This is a genomic window from Lyngbya sp. CCY1209, from assembly GCF_055795065.1.
In genome coordinates, this window is record NZ_JAYFER010000666.1 from 1 (window position 1) to 15,742 (window position 15,742).

Consider the following 15,742-nt stretch of genomic DNA (forward strand, 5'->3'; position numbering starts at 1 on the left):
ATTGCCGGTTTGCACGTCCCAGGCTTCGGGGGCGTCGATGTCCGCGTCGGGGGTGCCCCCGGTCTGTCCGGTGTTGTGCAGTCCCCACAGTTGGGAAAATTCCGGGTCGTTGGGGATGGTGGAATTGATGTTGACGATGTAGTTGGGTTCGATATATTCGATCGCCGGGTGGTTTTCGTAGGCGGCGATGGCACTTTCGACACCGCCCTCAATTTGCCACAGTTGAATGCCCAAATTTTGGGTGGTTTCGACCACTTCTCCACCCAGATCGTTGAGAATGTCGTTGCGATCGCCGGAATCGGCATCGGACTTGAATTTGACGATCACTTGATTCCGGGCATATTCGGCGACCTCCGGGGGGGTTTCGCTTTCGGCTATCCCATCGCCGGGATGGTCGCGGTGGCGCTCGGTGGTGTCGGAATCTGATGCGGTGCGAAGTGTTTCAAATTCGGATGTTTCCAAAATATCCTTGTCTAAAGAATCCATACCATTCTCCTTTGTCTCTGTAACTCCAGATTTTGCAGCCATTTTTTTCGCCCATTTCCGCCCATAATTTTCTGGAAATTTGTGTGAATTATTTGTGGGCGATCGGGAGAAAAATATCTTTCCATTAATTGACTATTCGGGAAGTATTGACTGTTTAAATCTCCCCAAAATTGTCCGTTTGTTTCGTACAAGTGGCGGCATAAAATCGTTCAGTTGGAATTTCTGGAAACGACTTATTGCCGGTAGATGCAGAGTTCTAATATCACCAGAATAATCCCAAATCAGTGGATTGCACAGTCACAGTTTTGCAGTAGCATAAACGTGCTACAGCGGGGGGATTGTGGCGATCGCCGATATTGCAACCGCCATCCCCGATAGCGGGTCGCCACGGCACGACGAGAGTCGGTCAGGAGCGGACTGAATTCCCAAACCCATGACGGGTGCGAACGTGACGCGAACTGACCGCCATACAAAGAAATGCCGGAACCCAGATTTAGGGAGCCATAAAAAAAGAGCGTCGGCCCATTGATGGATGCGATCGCCCCCTGCTGCTATCGATTTGTTATTTTGACGTGACAATTTCAACAAACCCGCACGGTATCAGTCGTCTTCTTCCACAAAACAACACTCGACGATCGGTTCGGCGGCGATGTCGGCGAGTTCCACATCCGAGAGCAAACTGTTCCAATCGGCGACGAGGGTAGTATCGCCGGGATTGCTGCGGTTGAGATCGGCGAGGATGGTGAGGGTATCGTACCAGAAACCGTGCTCGGCATAGGCGATCGCCCGTTCCCTGGCAGTCGTCGCCGCTTCGAGAGCCCGTTTCAGGTCGGATGGAACCTCTCGGCGGATAATACCGCCCGCGATCGTCGCATTGGGCTGGCCGCCGAGATCCGTCGCCATCGGATCGATACAATAGAGATCCAAAGACCAATCGTAAGTTTTTCCCACTTCCAATTCCGGGACATCCACAGGCAGAGAAATGCCGATCACCCCCGGCAAAGTAGTCGGGGCTTCGATCATTTTTTCGTAGACGATCGCCACCGAACCCTGTTCGTGAATCTCCATCAACGTAAAATTCAACGTATCGAATTCTTCCTCGCCGTAAGGAATCGAGAACCAAAACGTCGGGCGTCCCGCGTCGGTCAATCCGAGATGGGAGGGCGGCATCAGAGGCGAAACTTCTTTGGCTGAAATCTTGCAGCTTCCCCGGGTGGCGGTATCCGTGTGTCCTTCGGTCGGGCGCCCCTCCCCCGTCAGATCCGGGGCATTAAAACGGATGGGGTCGAGCCGGGAATCGGCGTTCGGGGTGGAAGTGAACCGCGTGTCCTGGGCGACGATGGGGTTGCCGACGGTGCCGAGCACAAAGCCCGCCATCAGAAAAATAGTCAATCCAAAACGCTTCATTATGATTTCCCCCTTTCTTCGTGTCAACCTCTACAAAATTGATGGTTTCCCGTCCGGAGTTTCGGACTCGCGATCGGTGCGCTGTCGCGGGCAGTTTCACACTCTTGTTAAGCTACCACGCTTTTGAATGCCCGACCGACATTCGGGACAGCGGACATCGACCCATTCTCACGGAAATGGGGCGATCGCGACGATCACCGATCGCAGGGGTCATAACTGATAAAAATGACCGGATTTGAGATGACGAAAACCTGGGGTGAAAATAAATACTCTCCATAATCGGCCAGATCGTCGAGTCCCAACAAATTGAGGAGAATTTCGGCTGCAATCCAGACGGTCACTTCCAGGATTTTTTTGAGGATTGACTTTTTCATCTCTGCACGGCCGGGGTTGCCGACGTCGTTCCACTGTTGTTATAGGAAAGGCAGCCGGGGATTATGTAGGGGGGCGAAATTGAAAGCGGGGGCGCGATCGCGCCCCCGGAAATATCACCAAATGTTTGATTGAAAAGTGTCGCTTTCGACCCGACACCTGCCCCGGCGACAATTTAAGTCAGGCCGCGGCTGCATAGATGGGAGGTTCGGCGGGTTCTAATGCCGCCGGTGGGGAAATTGTCGGTCATTCCGGCGATCGCCGGGATTTGACCACAAATAGCTGCTGGTGTCGGTTTGTTGGCCGGGGCGGCCCTGTCCGGTCAGGTCGGGACGAGCCTTGGCGGACGGTTCGATACCTTTGGGATTATGGTTGCGATCGGTGTTAGATTCCATTGGGTTTCTCCTTCAGATGCAGATGGGGGTCAGAGGTGCGGCGGGTTTTAATGTCGCCGGTGGGGAAATTGTCGGTCATCCCGGCGATCGCCGGGATTTGACCACAAATAGCTGCTGGTGTCGGTTTGTTGGCCGGGGCGGCCCCGTCCGGTCAGATCCGGGCGGGCCTTGGGGGGTTGTCCGAATCCTTTGAAGTTACGATCGCTTTTGGATGTCATCGGGTTTCTCCTTCGGGTGTAGATAGCGGTGAGTGTGCGGGGGGTTTGACCCCTCATTTGGCAATTAGGAGGCCCGGGGTGGAGTTATGCAGCGAGAGGCCCTGCGAATTTTCGGCTTCGGTGTCACAATTATGATCGATCGAATTTCTGAAAACGGATTTATTATCCTTTCTATCCATCCATGTCAGAGCGGCAATTACAAGCAACATCTTCAATCGGAGTCCGGCCCGATCGCCAATTCGATTGCGACGTGGCGATCGTCGGCGGCGGCATCGTGGGGGCAACTCTCGCCTGCGGTTTGAAAGATTCAGGGCTGCGGGTCGCCCTCGTCGAACCGCAACCGAAAGCGATGGCGGCGAACCGACGGCAGGCCTACGCCCTGACGTTGCAGACGGGGCGCATCCTGGACGGAATCGGGGTTTGGGGCGGCATCGTACCCAAAATTACGACCTTTTACCAGATCAGCCTCAGCGACGGCGACCATCCCGGCGTGGTGGAGTTCCGCCCGCAGGATTTGGGCACCGAGGCGTTGGGCTACGTCGGGGAACATTCGGTCATCCTGACGGCGATGCACGAGTTTCTCGACGGGTGCGACAACGTCCGCTGGCTGTGTCCGGGAAAAATGCTCGAAGCCCGTTATCGCGACAATTGCGCCGAACTCGAGATCGAAATGGACGGGGAAATTCGGACGCTCCGCACCCGGGTGGTGGTCGCCGCCGACGGGTCGAAATCCCAACTTCGCCAAGCCGCCGGCATCGGCACCCACGGCTGGAAATACTGGCAGTCCTGCGTCGCGTTTACCATCCAAACCGAAAAGCACCACGACAACGTTGCCTTCGAGCGATTTTGGCCCACCGGACCGATGGGGGTGCTGCCGCTGCCGGGAAATCGCTGCCAGGTGGTGCTCACGGCGCCCCACGCCCAGGCCCGGGAGTTGCAGGCGATGGACGAGGCGGAATTTTTGAAATTGCTCGAATATCGCACCGGGGGGCTGTTGGGGCGGTTGCAACTGCTCGGCGATCGCGCCGTTTTTCCGGTACAGTTGATGCAGAGCGATCGCTACGTTAATCCCCGGTTAGCGTTGGTGGGTGACGCGGCCCACTGCTGCCACCCCGTCGGGGGCCAGGGTTTGAACATGGGAATCCGGGACGCCGGGGCGATCGCCGAAATCCTGCAGACGGCTTTCCAAGCGGGGGAAGACATCGGCGACCTCCGGGTTCTGAAGCGATACGAACGCTGGCGACAGCGGGAAAATCTGGTGGTTCTCGGTTTGACGGATTTTCTGGATCGGACGTTTTCCGGGAGTTGGTTGCCGAAAGTCGTCGTCCGCCGCTGGGGGTTGTGGGGATTGCGAAAGGTGCGATCGTTCCGCCATCTGGCATTGCGACTGATGACGGGGTTGATGGGGCGCCCGCCAAAAATTGCCCGTTCTCAATAAGTTAAAATTTTGACTGATGAAACGTCGCCATTTTCTTTACATTGCCGGTTGTTTGGGACTCTCCGGATTGGCGGAGAGTCGGAGAATTCAGCCCGCTTTTGCCGGCATCGAGTCTCCTTTCAACCCCGAAAAGATTGTCATGCAGTTGGACTGGAAATATAACGTCCAATTTGCGGGAGTGTTGTTGGCGGACTATTACGATCTGTACCAAAAACAGGGGTTGGCGGTGGAAATTCGCCCTGGGAAACCGGGGGTTTCCGCGACCGATCGCGTGGTGGCAGACCCGCGGACGATCGCCTGTGCGGAACAGGATGTTATTTTGAAGGCCCAGGCTTCGGGAAAGCCGATTGTGGCGATCGCTGCGATGTTTCAGAACTCGCCGCTGGGGTTGATGTCGATGCCGGACCGCCACATCCGCCGCCTGCGGGATTTGATCGGCGGGCGGGTGGGGATGCACGGGGCAACGGCCGAGGTGATGAAATGGGCGATGGACTGCAGCCACATCGAACCCGGGCAGATCGAAATTGTCCCGGTTTCTGAGGATGAAAAATACGATCGCCTCCGGAGTGGGGATTTGGATGCCGTGCAATGTTATGCGGTGGACGAACCCATCGGATTTGCCGCGCGAACGGGCATCGCGCCCGACGTTTTGAAATTCGGCGATTACGGCTACGATACCTATGTCCAGGTGATTTTTGCCCACGAAAAACTGCTGGAAACGGAACCGGAAACCGTGCGACGATTTTTGCAGGCTACATTTTCGGGGTGGAAAATGGCGTTTCAAGACCGGATAGAAGCGGCGAAAATTATCGTCGATTATTATGCAGAACCGGGCGGAAAATATCACAATTTGGACTACCAAATTCGGTCTTTAGAACGAGTTGAACCCTATGTTTTGGGCGACTTGAACCCCGATGATTTGGGAGAAATCGACGGCGATCGCTGGCAAAGTGTGGCCGATCAATTAGCCGCCTATCATATCATTGACCGAATACCGGCGCTCTCGAAATCATTGAATCGTAGCTTTTTATAGCGATCGCACCACCCGGACGGGCGATCGTTCCGTGACTTGTCCGAATTTGGATGGGGGCGATTAAATGGGATAAAATTTGATTGGTGTTTCATCTTGGGGAAGATTAATGGAGCCAGATTCGTTGCCCACCGAAGTGATCGTGACCCACCCGCGCAAGTCCCTCGGAAATGTGTCGTTTGATTGGATGCCCCAACCCGGCCATTATTTGGATCTAAAGGGTCAAACTTACACCGTTTTGGAGCGGCGTCACCGCTACCACTTAAAATCCGGCCGTTATCGCCTGTCGAAAATTTCTCTCTACGTCAAGTCCGCAGAGCGGCCCGACGAGAAAAGCCTCGTCAACGGACATTGGGTGATCGGCGACGCCAGTTGTCGCTTCAACGCGCGATCGGAACTCGTCCGCTGCGCCGTCAATCCGGCCGGTCCGTGCGAGAACTGTCGCTTTTACGAGTCGGAATAGCCGGAGTTTGGCGCTATGCAAATGAGCTGACGTCGGCTTCGTATTCTTCCGCGGCAAGCAGGCGCCACTTTTCGGCTCCCATCAACTCCAAAACTTGGTGGTGGTATCGCAACAAACTCATGCGGTGTCCGACGCTGACGTAGGTGGTTTCCATCTCGTTGAGCTTCCGATAGAGCAATTCCTCATTTTTGATGTCGAGGGCGCTCGTCGCCTCGTCGAGGATGGCGTAGCGGGGTCGGGCAATCAACAGACGCCCGAAGGCGAGGCGCTGCTGTTCGCCGAGGGACAAAATATTCGCCCAATCTCGTTCGATATCGAAGCCGCCGACGCGATCGGGGAGGTCGGTGAGATTCACCAATTTTAGCACCTCCCGCAATTCTTTTTCATCGACCTGACGGTTGGCGTGGGGGTATAATAACTGTTCTCGCAACGTTCCCAAAATCATGTAGGGACGCTGGGGGAGGAACAGCATTTCGCTCAGTTCGGGGCGCACCAAAACCCCGGTTCCCGACCGCCACAATCCGGCGATCGCCCGCAATAACGAACTTTTGCCGACGCCACTTTGTCCGACGATCAATAGCCCCCGACTCGGTTTCAATTGCAGGGATAAATCCCGAACCAATGTCTTTTGATAATTGGGGGTTTCCAGGGTGAGATGTTGGAGGGCGAGGGGGGAATCAATCTTCATGTCGATGCGATCGCCCGACTTGTCGCGATCGCCCTTCTCCAACACTTCCGAGAACCCGGACAGACGGTTGATTCCCGCTGCAAATGCACTCAGGGGCTCAATTTGACTGACGACGACTGAAAACGCCCCCAAAACTTGACCGAAGGCAAAATTGGCTTGGGTAATATCCCCATATTGGATCTCTCCGGCGAAATAAATCGGAGCCATGATCAGCGATGGCAAAATAATCACGAGGTAGCGATAGCCTGTGGTGAAAAAATCCACATTTCGTTGCCAGCCGATCAGCAAGTTAAAGTTGTTAAATGCCGCCAGAAATCGCTGTCCAATTTGTCGATTCTCGCGTTCCTCTCCCTGGTAAAAGGCGATGGATTCGGCATTGTCTCGAACGTGAACCAAACCGTAACGAAAATCCGCTTCCTTTCTCAGTTGGTTGAAATTCAGGGGGATCAGTCTCCGTCCCAATACGACCGTTATGGCCGTTCCGAAAACGGCGTAAACGAGGAGAAAAACCGATAGTTGTTTGGAGATTGACCACAGAATCCCGGTAAATGAAATAACATCAATCACTGCCCCCAACAGGATCAGCAAAAACCGCAGACTCGTAATGGTGAAGGCTTTAATATCTTCAGAAATTCGCTGGTCGGGGTTATCGACGGACTTTTCGGCGTCGATTTGATAGTAAGAGCGATCGCTAAAATAGTCATCTAAAAAGCGACCCGTCAGCCACTTTCGCCAAAAGTTACCCATGCGATCGCGGGTATAACCGTACAGAACGACAATGGGCGTTCCCACGACAAACACCCCGGCATAAACATAGAGAAATCGCCAAAATTGATCTTCATTTCTCTCCGCCAAAGCCGTCGTGAAAAAGTTGCCGACATAGCTGATAATCACATTCAATCCGCTGACCGAAATTGAAATAAACAGGAGGACGCTCAAAAACACCCACGGTTTCCATCGGTCTGAGAGTTGATTGCGACAGGCGTAAAATCCCAGAATTGGGATGATGAGCATCAGAATCACGACGATCATATAGGGGGAGTTAATCACTGCCTGCACAGCTCCCAACAAACCGGGCGCGATACCGTTAAAAAATTCGGGAAATAATAACTGACTTCCTAATGTGACAGCCGCCACCAATACGAAGGCTACCGCAAATAAGAAAATCAGCAACAGTAGCATTAGCAATAAAAAGGTTTTACCACCGTTGGGGACAAGGGGATAAAAAAACGGTTGGGCGATCGCGAGAAATCGTCTCCAAAGTTGACTATCAAATCGATTCATGTGTTCGGTTCGGACCTAATTTCCGTAGCTTGACAGCGAAAAAATGGGGCGAAAATGCCCGGGTGAGCGTGAGAATGGTGGCGCAATCGAGGGGATCGAGGGTCAAATCTGCCGGGCCGATCGCTTTGCTTCGGGGTATCGGAAGCGATCGGCAAGTTGCCGACGAACCGCCTGCGGGAATCCGCTGGCGGGCAACGTCCCGAAGCACTTCGGCCGTCTTGTCAGTATAGCTGAGATCTCCGTCCATCAGAAAACCCCTGGGACGCGACGGCCCAGAAATTCGAGAACAGCCACCCTGACAAACTTTTCACCAGTGTAGCTCGGAAAATCGGGACGGGTTTGCCATTTGATTCGGAGGCGATCGCAAAAATCCGGCCCGCCTCTCCGGTAAACTATAAAGTTATCGAATCGAAATTATCGAACGCTCGCGAACAATACCATGTCCAACACCTACAAGGTGGAGATCCACCACCAAGGCCAAACCCACCAGCTCGAAGTCCCCGCCGATCGCTTCATCCTGGAAGTGGCGGAGGAAGCCGGACTCGACCTCCCCAATTCCTGCAACGCCGGAGTCTGCACCACCTGCGCGGGTAAACTGATTTCGGGGGAAGTCGATCAGAGCGAAGGAATGGGCGTGAGTCCCGAATTGCAGGCGGAAGGATATGTCCTGCTGTGCGTGGCCCGCCCCCTTTCCGATATCGTCGTCGAAACTGAAAAAGAGAACGAAGTTTACGATCGCCAATTCGGACAAACCGCCTAAAATTGACGAATATCGATATATAGCGGTTTTCGAGCGGATGAGATCCGAACGATCCCCCTAAATCCCCCTTAACAAGGGGGACTTTGACCTGAGAAACGCCAGAGAAATAGACGAAATCCGATGACACACCACTTTATCACCGCCGAAATCGACCTGCAAGAATCGCCGAAAGCATTAAATCAGGCGATCGCCGAGGAATTGGAAACCCGGGGCGAACCCCTGCGCTGGGCCGTTACCCGGGTCGATCCCGACAAAAACACCGCCCACGTCGAAGCGGTCGTCACCACCGGCGAAAGCGATCGCCCCGTGCAAAAATGACCGCCCGACCCTACACCGCCGTCCTGATCGTCCCCACCGGAGTCGGGGCCGATATCGGGGGCTACGCGGGGGACGCCCTGCCCGTCGCCCGCGCCCTTTCCGGGGTCTGCGATACCTTAATCACCCATCCCAACGTCCTCAACGGCGCCGGGTTGTACTGGCCCCTACCCAACGCCCTCTACGTCGAGGGTTACGCTCTCGATCGCTTTGCGGCGGGAAATTGGGGCCTACAACCCGTCCACGGCAACCGGGTGGGGTTGCTGCTCGATCGCGCGATCGAACCGGAACTGCGACTGCGGCATCTGCAAGCCGCCGACGCCGCCCGGGCCACTTTGGGCATCGCCATGACGGATTACGCCCTCACCGACGCCCCCCTGAACGTGGAACTGAGAACCGCCCCGTCCGGGGCATCCTGGGGCACCATCGGCAACCCAGACAGCCTGCTGCGGGGGGCGCAACAATTGATCGACAAAGCCGGGGCCGAAGCGATCGCGGTGGTGGCCCGGTTCCCCGACGACGAGGGCAGCGACGCCCTCACCCAGTACCGCCACGGACAGGGGGTCGATCCCCTGGCGGGGGCGGAAGCCATCATCAGCCATTTAATTGTCCGCACGTTCAAAATTCCCTGCGCCCACGCCCCGGCCCTCTCGCCCCTCCCCCTCGACCCGGATCTGTCCCCGCGATCGGCGGCGGAGGAGATCGGCCACACCTTTCTCCCCTGCGTCCTGGCGGGGTTGAGCCGCGCCCCCCGATATGCGGACAAACCGGGGGCGGATGCCATTTGGGGGGATGCGGTGGATGCGGTGGTGGTTCCAGAAACCGCCTGCGGGGGTTCTGCGATTCTCAGTTTTGCCGGGACTGCCACGAAAATTATCACCGTGGCGGAGAACGGAACCCGCATGGAAACGCCACCGGACGCCATCGGCATCAAGGCGATCTCGGCGCGATCGTATCTGGAGGCGATCGGCATTTTGGCAGCCCTGCGGCAGGGGATCGACCCCGACAACCTGCGCCCCCAGATCCATTCCCTGAACCGACTCTACACTCCCTAAATCATCTCTTTGGGATAGGAATTAAGCGGGTCGGGGGTTAAGATAGTTAGGAGTTGTAGATTTTAACTGAACTGGCTAAAGCGACACGGCACTGCACATTCAAACGGCGAATATCGTGGAAAAAAGTCCCAACAATCCGGAATTGGAACCCTTCACCCGCACTCAGGTTTTGGTCGCGATGGGGGGAACGGCTCTCCTGTTGCTGATCGTTGCCAAACTGATATTATTTGTCGGTGATATTGCCATCCTCCCCGTCAAATTGACGGGACTCGGGCTGTTGCAGGGGTTGGCGATCGGATTGGGCATCACAGGAGCCAGCGCGATCCTGTACCGCCTTTGGCCGGCTTACAGTCGCAGCGCCGACATTTATTTAAAATTGGTACTCACGCCGCTATTGTGGGTGGATTTAATTTGGTTGGGACTTCTCCCCGGCTTGAGCGAAGAACTGTTATTTCGGGGGGCAATTTTTGCCGCGATCGGCCTCAATCCCGTGGGGATAATCGTGTCGAGCATCTGCTTCGGTTTGCTCCACTTCAGCGGCTCCCAACAGTGGCCCTACATCGTCTGGGCGACGGTGGTGGGCGCCCTGCTCGGGTACAGCGCCCTGGTGACGGGAAACCTTTTGGTTCCGATCGTCGCCCACATCTTCACCAACTTAATTTCCGGCTGTCTTTGGAAGTTGAAATATATCGGCGGGATGGAATAATCAAAAGTCTCGCCCCCAAACCCCCAAAATTTTTGAGAACAATCAGTTTCATCAATCCCTCTCCTTGTTAGAGATCAACTCAGCATTCAATCTCTCTGTGTCCTCTGTGTCTCTGTGGTTCAAATCTCCACCCAAAAAACTTCCGAAAAAGATGCGATCGCCCGTCAATTTAACCCATTACAAAACCCAATCGGAAGACACCAGCATCGATGCCGAATTGATGCAATTTTCGCGATCGCGCCAATTCACCGCTGGTCAAAAACTTGCCTTTCTCCAACGCATCATCCGACGGGGTATAAAATTAGTCTGCTGGGGAATTCAGCAACAATGCCCGAATTGCGACAATTTAACCTTCAAACAATTGTACGTCCGCAAACGTTGGGGAGAACTGTTTCAAACTTACGCCAACAATAACTTGTTGGGTGAAAGGGGGCAATTGATGATAGAAGATCCGATCGCGATCGCCTATAAAATCATCGACAAACTCGATCTCTTAAATATCCCCTACTATATCGGCGGTTCCGTCGCCAGTTCGCTGCAAGGAGAAGCCAGATTCACCGAAGATATTGATTTGGTCATCTACCTCGAATCCTCTCAGGTCGAAATCTTCATCCAAACATTCGGAGCGGATTTTTATGTCAGTGATGTAGCCGTAAGAGATGCGATATCCGGTCGAATCGGTTCATTTAACCTGATTGATTTAAACTCCCTCGAAAAAGCCGATATTTTCATCTCCAGAACCGACGATTTTTCCACATCAAAAATGAGCCGCCGTCAATTGTACGTCCCCGAAGACAATCCGGACAAAGCCTTTTACCTTTGCACTCCAGAAGATACCATTTTACAAAAGCTGGCATGGATGAAAATTGCCCAAAATGAATCCCAGAAACAATGGCGAGATATATTGGGTGTAATCAAAATACAACGGGAACGCCTCGACCTGGACTACCTTTGGCAATGGTCAGAATATCTCAACGTTTCCGACCCTCTCAATCGAGCCCTCCAGGAATCCGGTATGATGTAATTCAATACTACGGCAATTTTCAATACGCCGGTTGACTCAAAGTCCCCCTTGTCAAGGGGGATTTAGGGGGATCTGACCGTATCGCAGCAGATAGACAACTGCTATAGAATTCCCCCTCCGTGTCCTCCGTGCCTCTGCGGTTCAAATTTTTCAGAGACTTCGGATAATATCGATACATCCCAAAACCTGAAAATTCCGTAAATCCACGGATGGCGGGGAGAGAGTTAAATTATATGCTGGAATTAACATTGCAATTCCGGCCATGAAAGACAAAATCGACGCCATTCTAAATGGATTGATCCCCAGCATCACCCAAAACGTTTCCACCGCCGCCCAAACGGTGCGGGACGGAACCAAAACCATGATAACACCCGGAGCCGGTTTGATCAACAAAGGCGACGGGAATATCAGCCAAAATCCCCAGGCGTTCGGGTTCGCCTTCGAGCACTTGCAGGCGATCGGTTTTAACATTAACGCCGCCCTCCACAATTCCGACTCTCGCGCCTATCAAATCCCCGCCGACGGAACCACAAAATACAGCCCCGATATCTACGTCGATAAAGTCGGAGAAGTCATCGCCGAAATTCAAGCCAAAGCGGGTTCCGCCAAATACGTCGAAAAACAGGCGAACTCCGGCCACTACCGGGGCGACATTCTCACCAATGTCGAAAATCAAGGCATCGCCGGAACCGTCGTTGTTATCGATGTCGATGGGATTAAAAGTATCCCCGTCTCCCAAGATGTCGCCGTTTGGGTCGCCGAAAACCCCAATCTCGCCGCAGAAATCATGAATGCCGCCGCCACCGTCGGAGAAATTGGTGGCGCGGGGGTGGAAGGTGCGGCTGTCAACGCCAGCATCAATATTTTACTGCAATCGATCAAAGTATTGGGGGCGTATTGCCGGGGAGAACAGGAACTCGCCCGGGAAGAATTGGATAAAATTTTATCCGTCACCATCGCAGGTTTGAAAAGTGGCTTCATTCGCGGTGTCGCCATCAAAGTGCTACAAAAGTTGATGGGGGGAAACGCCGTCGCAGCCCTCGGATTTACCGTCGGGGTCGAAGTTTTTCCCGTGGTTATTCAGGTTTTGCAGGATGAAATAACCCTCGATCGCGCGATCGCCGAAGTGGGACCCCGTGCCTTCACATCCGGCGTGATTACGACCGCCGTGCTGCTGTTTCCCCCCGTCGGAGCCGCACTGTTGGGGGTATCGGTTTTACAAGCAATTTGGCAGGAAATCGATCCGAAGTGGAAAAAATTCGTCGTCACCACGGCCAAAACCACCGTCAAAGCCTCTCAAAAGGGCGTGGAAGCGGGGGCAAAACACATCGGCCGCAACCCCTGGGATCTGTTGGGAAGTTCGGCGGCATCTTCGGCGGCATCGGCCGAGGAAATGCAGGGTTTGCAGGATGAACTGGATTTACTTTTGGATTAAAAAAGACCATGAAAAAATTTGAACTCGGACAAATCGTCAAACAAAATCGGGGCGCGATCGCACATTATGCCGTCGTCATTGCAGAAAATCGCACGGTCGGCTGGGTGAATACGTCCAAATTGGAAGTGAAACCCATCGAGGGGGAAGGCTGGAGTGTCGTCAACATTCGGGGCGAAGTCTTCGATATTGAAACCATCAAAAAAAATATCAAATCCTTCAAAATGTCTCTGGAAAATGGAGATATCCGCCCCTATCACGCCACGGAATTCAACTGCGAACATTGGGCGACATTGATGGTGACGGGAAAAGCCTATTCTACCCAGTCCGGGACCGTCAAATTTGCCACTCCCACCATCGTCGGCGGCGCCATGATCGGGGTGGGGGCTTCGGCCGGGACGGTGGTGACGATCGCATCCACGTTGGGGGCCGCAGCTTCGACGGGGACGGCGATCGGTTCCCTGAGTGGGGCGGCGGCGACCAATGCGGCTTTGGCTTGGCTGGGGGGCGGATCTCTGGCTGCCGGCGGCGGTGGAATGGCGGCGGGGGCGGCGATCGTTTCTGCGGTGTCCACCGGGGGGGCCGTGGTGGCGATCGCGGGTGTGGGAATTATCGGAAAACAGGTGTGGGAAAACCTCGGCGAAGAACAGCGTCAAGCCGTTATTGAAAAGATCGATAACTCCACACCCGACCAAGTGAAAGTCGCCTACGGAGTGACGATGGAAACCGCCGCGGGGGTGTTTGATGTGGCGTCCGGCTGGCTGGGAGAGGGGACTTCTAAACTTGCCAAAGCCGTCAATGTCGCCACTCCCGAACCCGTGAAAAAGGCGTGCGATCGAATTGCCGAAGCCGGAACCAATGCGGGTCAAGCGGTCGGAAAACAGGTCAATTCTGCGATGAGTGCGACCTGGAAATTGGGCGGAAATGTGACATCGGAAGCCGGAAAGCATCTCGGAAATACGGCAAATACCGTCAATTCGATGTTCAAAGGCTGGACGAAAAAAACGGGCGACTAAAAACTGACTTTGCTACCCCAATCAATAGGAGTCTATTCATGGTCAATACTCAATCCAAATCGGCAACCGTCAAAGAACTGGTTCGACAGGGCAATCCCAAGGCGATCGCGGCGGTGTTGAATCGCAAACTGAATCCCAAAGGAGTCAACGCGAAAGCGTCCTTTAAAGCGGGTTGCCTGCAAATCATGTTCGAGGCGAGTAAAGTTCCGCCCCAAGCCGTTTTGGTGGAATGGCTCAAACGGGGTTTCTCAACTTTCCCGGAAACCCCGATCGAGACGGTCAAAATTTATGGCAAAAAAACCGGAGATGATTTCCCCGCTTGGCAAGAGAAGTTTGACTTGGAGGATTTAGAACCGACCGCCGATATGATCGACGAGGATACCTCAGAAAATTCGGCGATCGCACCCCAGAATAAAAAGCGATTCTCGTTTAATTCTTGGTTCGATTCGGTGGCTGAAATCGCTACCAATGCGGGTGATTCCGTGAAATCCGGTGTCACCAACACGACCAATACAGTCGGAAGTTTGGCAACTCAAACCAGTCAAAATATTGGAAATACGGCATCGGGTTTTGGAAGTGCGATCGCGGGGGGTGTCCAATCGGGTACAAAAATAGTCGGAAGTTTGGCAAATCAAACCGGTCAAAATATTGGAAATACGGTGGCGAGTGTCGGCGGCGCGATCGTCGGAGGTGTCAAATTCGGTACGGAAACATTTAAAAACTTTCTTATTGAAATTGTCGATCAGGTTGATCTGGTCAAAGCAGAAACCGAAGTGAACCGCCTAAAAGAACAATATCCGGACGATAAACCCGCAGAAATTGCCCATCGGTTGATGTTACAAAAAGCGGTTTATGTCGGAGGTTCGGGACTGGCAACCAGTTTGGTTCCGGGAGCGGTGGCCGCATTGTTCGCGGTCGATATCGCAGCCACGACAGCATTGCAGGCAGAAATGGTTTATCAAATCGCCTGTGCCTACGGTTTTGACCTACACGATCCCGCCAGAAAAAGTGAAGTTTTGCTAATTTTTGGATTGGCAACTGGTGGGGGACAAGCGGTTAAAATTGGAGTAAAATTTTTACGAAATATTCCTCTGGCTGGAGCCGTTGTCGGCGCGAGTACCAATGCATTGATTCTGTATGCCTTGGGACACGCTTCTTGCCGATTTTACGAATCAAAAATTAATTCTGAAACGACGCAAGAAACCCTCGAATCTACAGCCGAGGAAAGTCGAGAGTATCTTCAATCTGCCATCAATCAAGAATCGATTATGGATCAAATTTTGGTTCATATGATTTTGGCGGGAAATCCCGATCGCGACTGGGAAACGATTTTACCGGAATTGGAAGCCGCCAATCTGAGTCCCGCCTCTCTGGAAGCGATCGCCCAAACCATCGATTCTCCCCCTCCCCTGGAAACCCTCCTCGCCCAAATTGACGGCGATTTTGCGATCGCACTTTTGGCCCAGTGCCAGAAAATCGCCTCACTCGATGGCATCGTCACCCCGGAGGAAGAGGCGGTGTTAAAACAGATCGAAGAGATCCTGAAAAATTAATGCCAGATGGGGGAATTCGTTGTGCTAGGCTCGACATCAAAGAAGAGAGCTTTTATTTAACCGTTCCCCCATTCTCCGTTTCTTCCTGACGATCGCGAAT

General features: G+C 53.8%; 17 protein-coding genes. 11 read left to right on the plus strand and 6 right to left on the minus strand.

Translation table 11 applies throughout. The features are described 5' to 3' along the window. The 5 genes from AC0QHF_RS27495 to AC0QHF_RS27515 form a co-directional block, all read right to left on the minus strand. Positions 1-486, minus strand: a 486-nt coding sequence (locus AC0QHF_RS27495) for a S8 family serine peptidase (protein WP_473113745.1), incomplete at its 3' end; no start/stop codon positions are given. A gap of 600 nt (positions 487-1,086) precedes the next feature. Then, positions 1,087-1,893 (minus strand): DUF928 domain-containing protein, encoded by an 807-nt coding sequence (locus AC0QHF_RS27500; RefSeq protein ID WP_324707474.1) that lies wholly within the window; start codon positions 1,891-1,893, stop codon positions 1,087-1,089. 194 nt (positions 1,894-2,087) lie between these two features. Beyond that, positions 2,088-2,267 carry a hypothetical protein gene (locus AC0QHF_RS27505; RefSeq protein WP_324707475.1) on the minus strand — a complete coding sequence of 60 codons (180 nt, stop codon included), beginning with the start codon at positions 2,265-2,267 and terminating at the stop codon, positions 2,088-2,090. A 216-nt stretch (positions 2,268-2,483) separates the two neighbouring features. Further along, positions 2,484-2,660, minus strand: coding sequence for a hypothetical protein (locus AC0QHF_RS27510; protein WP_324707476.1), 177 nt, complete (start codon positions 2,658-2,660; stop codon positions 2,484-2,486). Positions 2,661-2,707: 47 nt separating this feature from the next. After that, a complete protein-coding gene (locus tag AC0QHF_RS27515; RefSeq protein WP_324707477.1) occupies positions 2,708-2,878 on the minus strand; it encodes a hypothetical protein in 171 nt (56 codons plus the stop codon). Positions 2,879-3,059: 181 nt separating this feature from the next. On the opposite strand from AC0QHF_RS27515, the gene AC0QHF_RS27520 reads away from it, so the two are divergent. The 3 genes from AC0QHF_RS27520 to AC0QHF_RS27530 all read left to right on the plus strand — a co-directional run bounded on the left by AC0QHF_RS27520 (position 3,060) and on the right by AC0QHF_RS27530 (position 5,809). After that, positions 3,060-4,316, plus strand: a complete 1,257-nt coding sequence (locus AC0QHF_RS27520) for an FAD-dependent hydroxylase (RefSeq protein WP_324707478.1) — start codon at positions 3,060-3,062, stop codon at positions 4,314-4,316. 16 nt (positions 4,317-4,332) lie between these two features. After that, positions 4,333-5,349, plus strand: coding sequence for an ABC transporter substrate-binding protein (locus tag AC0QHF_RS27525; protein WP_324707479.1), 1,017 nt, complete (start codon positions 4,333-4,335; stop codon positions 5,347-5,349). Positions 5,350-5,455: 106 nt separating this feature from the next. After that, complete coding sequence (locus AC0QHF_RS27530) at positions 5,456-5,809, plus strand: DUF6464 family protein (RefSeq protein WP_324707480.1); 354 nt, start codon at positions 5,456-5,458, stop codon at positions 5,807-5,809. 13 nt (positions 5,810-5,822) lie between these two features. Here AC0QHF_RS27530 and AC0QHF_RS27535 read toward each other — a convergent pair whose 3' ends face one another. Beyond that, complete coding sequence (locus AC0QHF_RS27535) at positions 5,823-7,781, minus strand: ABC transporter ATP-binding protein/permease (protein ID WP_324707481.1); 1,959 nt, start codon at positions 7,779-7,781, stop codon at positions 5,823-5,825. A 439-nt stretch (positions 7,782-8,220) separates the two neighbouring features. Between AC0QHF_RS27535 and AC0QHF_RS27540 the strand changes: the two genes are divergently transcribed. The 8 genes from AC0QHF_RS27540 to AC0QHF_RS27575 all read left to right on the plus strand — a co-directional run bounded on the left by AC0QHF_RS27540 (position 8,221) and on the right by AC0QHF_RS27575 (position 15,642). Beyond that, on the plus strand, positions 8,221-8,541 hold the full coding sequence (locus tag AC0QHF_RS27540) for a 2Fe-2S iron-sulfur cluster-binding protein (RefSeq protein ID WP_324707482.1): 321 nt from the start codon (positions 8,221-8,223) through the stop codon (positions 8,539-8,541). Between the two features lie 120 nt (positions 8,542-8,661). After that, positions 8,662-8,859 carry a hypothetical protein gene (locus tag AC0QHF_RS27545; RefSeq protein WP_324707483.1) on the plus strand — a complete coding sequence of 66 codons (198 nt, stop codon included), beginning with the start codon at positions 8,662-8,664 and terminating at the stop codon, positions 8,857-8,859. Then, positions 8,856-9,911 carry a DUF3326 domain-containing protein gene (locus AC0QHF_RS27550; RefSeq protein WP_324707484.1) on the plus strand — a complete coding sequence of 352 codons (1,056 nt, stop codon included), beginning with the start codon at positions 8,856-8,858 and terminating at the stop codon, positions 9,909-9,911. Before AC0QHF_RS27545 ends, AC0QHF_RS27550 begins: the two co-directional genes overlap by 4 nt. A 115-nt stretch (positions 9,912-10,026) precedes the next feature. Further along, positions 10,027-10,617 (plus strand): CPBP family intramembrane glutamic endopeptidase, encoded by a 591-nt coding sequence (locus AC0QHF_RS27555; RefSeq protein ID WP_324707485.1) that lies wholly within the window; start codon positions 10,027-10,029, stop codon positions 10,615-10,617. A gap of 97 nt (positions 10,618-10,714) precedes the next feature. Next, complete coding sequence (locus AC0QHF_RS27560) at positions 10,715-11,641, plus strand: hypothetical protein (protein WP_324707486.1); 927 nt, start codon at positions 10,715-10,717, stop codon at positions 11,639-11,641. Positions 11,642-11,903: 262 nt separating this feature from the next. After that, positions 11,904-13,076, plus strand: coding sequence for a hypothetical protein (locus AC0QHF_RS27565; protein ID WP_324707487.1), 1,173 nt, complete (start codon positions 11,904-11,906; stop codon positions 13,074-13,076). Positions 13,077-13,084: 8 nt separating this feature from the next. Then, positions 13,085-14,089: a hypothetical protein gene (locus AC0QHF_RS27570; protein ID WP_324707488.1), complete on the plus strand. Its 1,005-nt coding sequence runs from the start codon at positions 13,085-13,087 to the stop codon at positions 14,087-14,089. Positions 14,090-14,127: 38 nt separating this feature from the next. Beyond that, positions 14,128-15,642 carry an EcsC family protein gene (locus AC0QHF_RS27575; RefSeq protein WP_324707489.1) on the plus strand — a complete coding sequence of 505 codons (1,515 nt, stop codon included), beginning with the start codon at positions 14,128-14,130 and terminating at the stop codon, positions 15,640-15,642. The last annotated feature ends 100 nt before the right edge of the window (positions 15,643-15,742 follow it).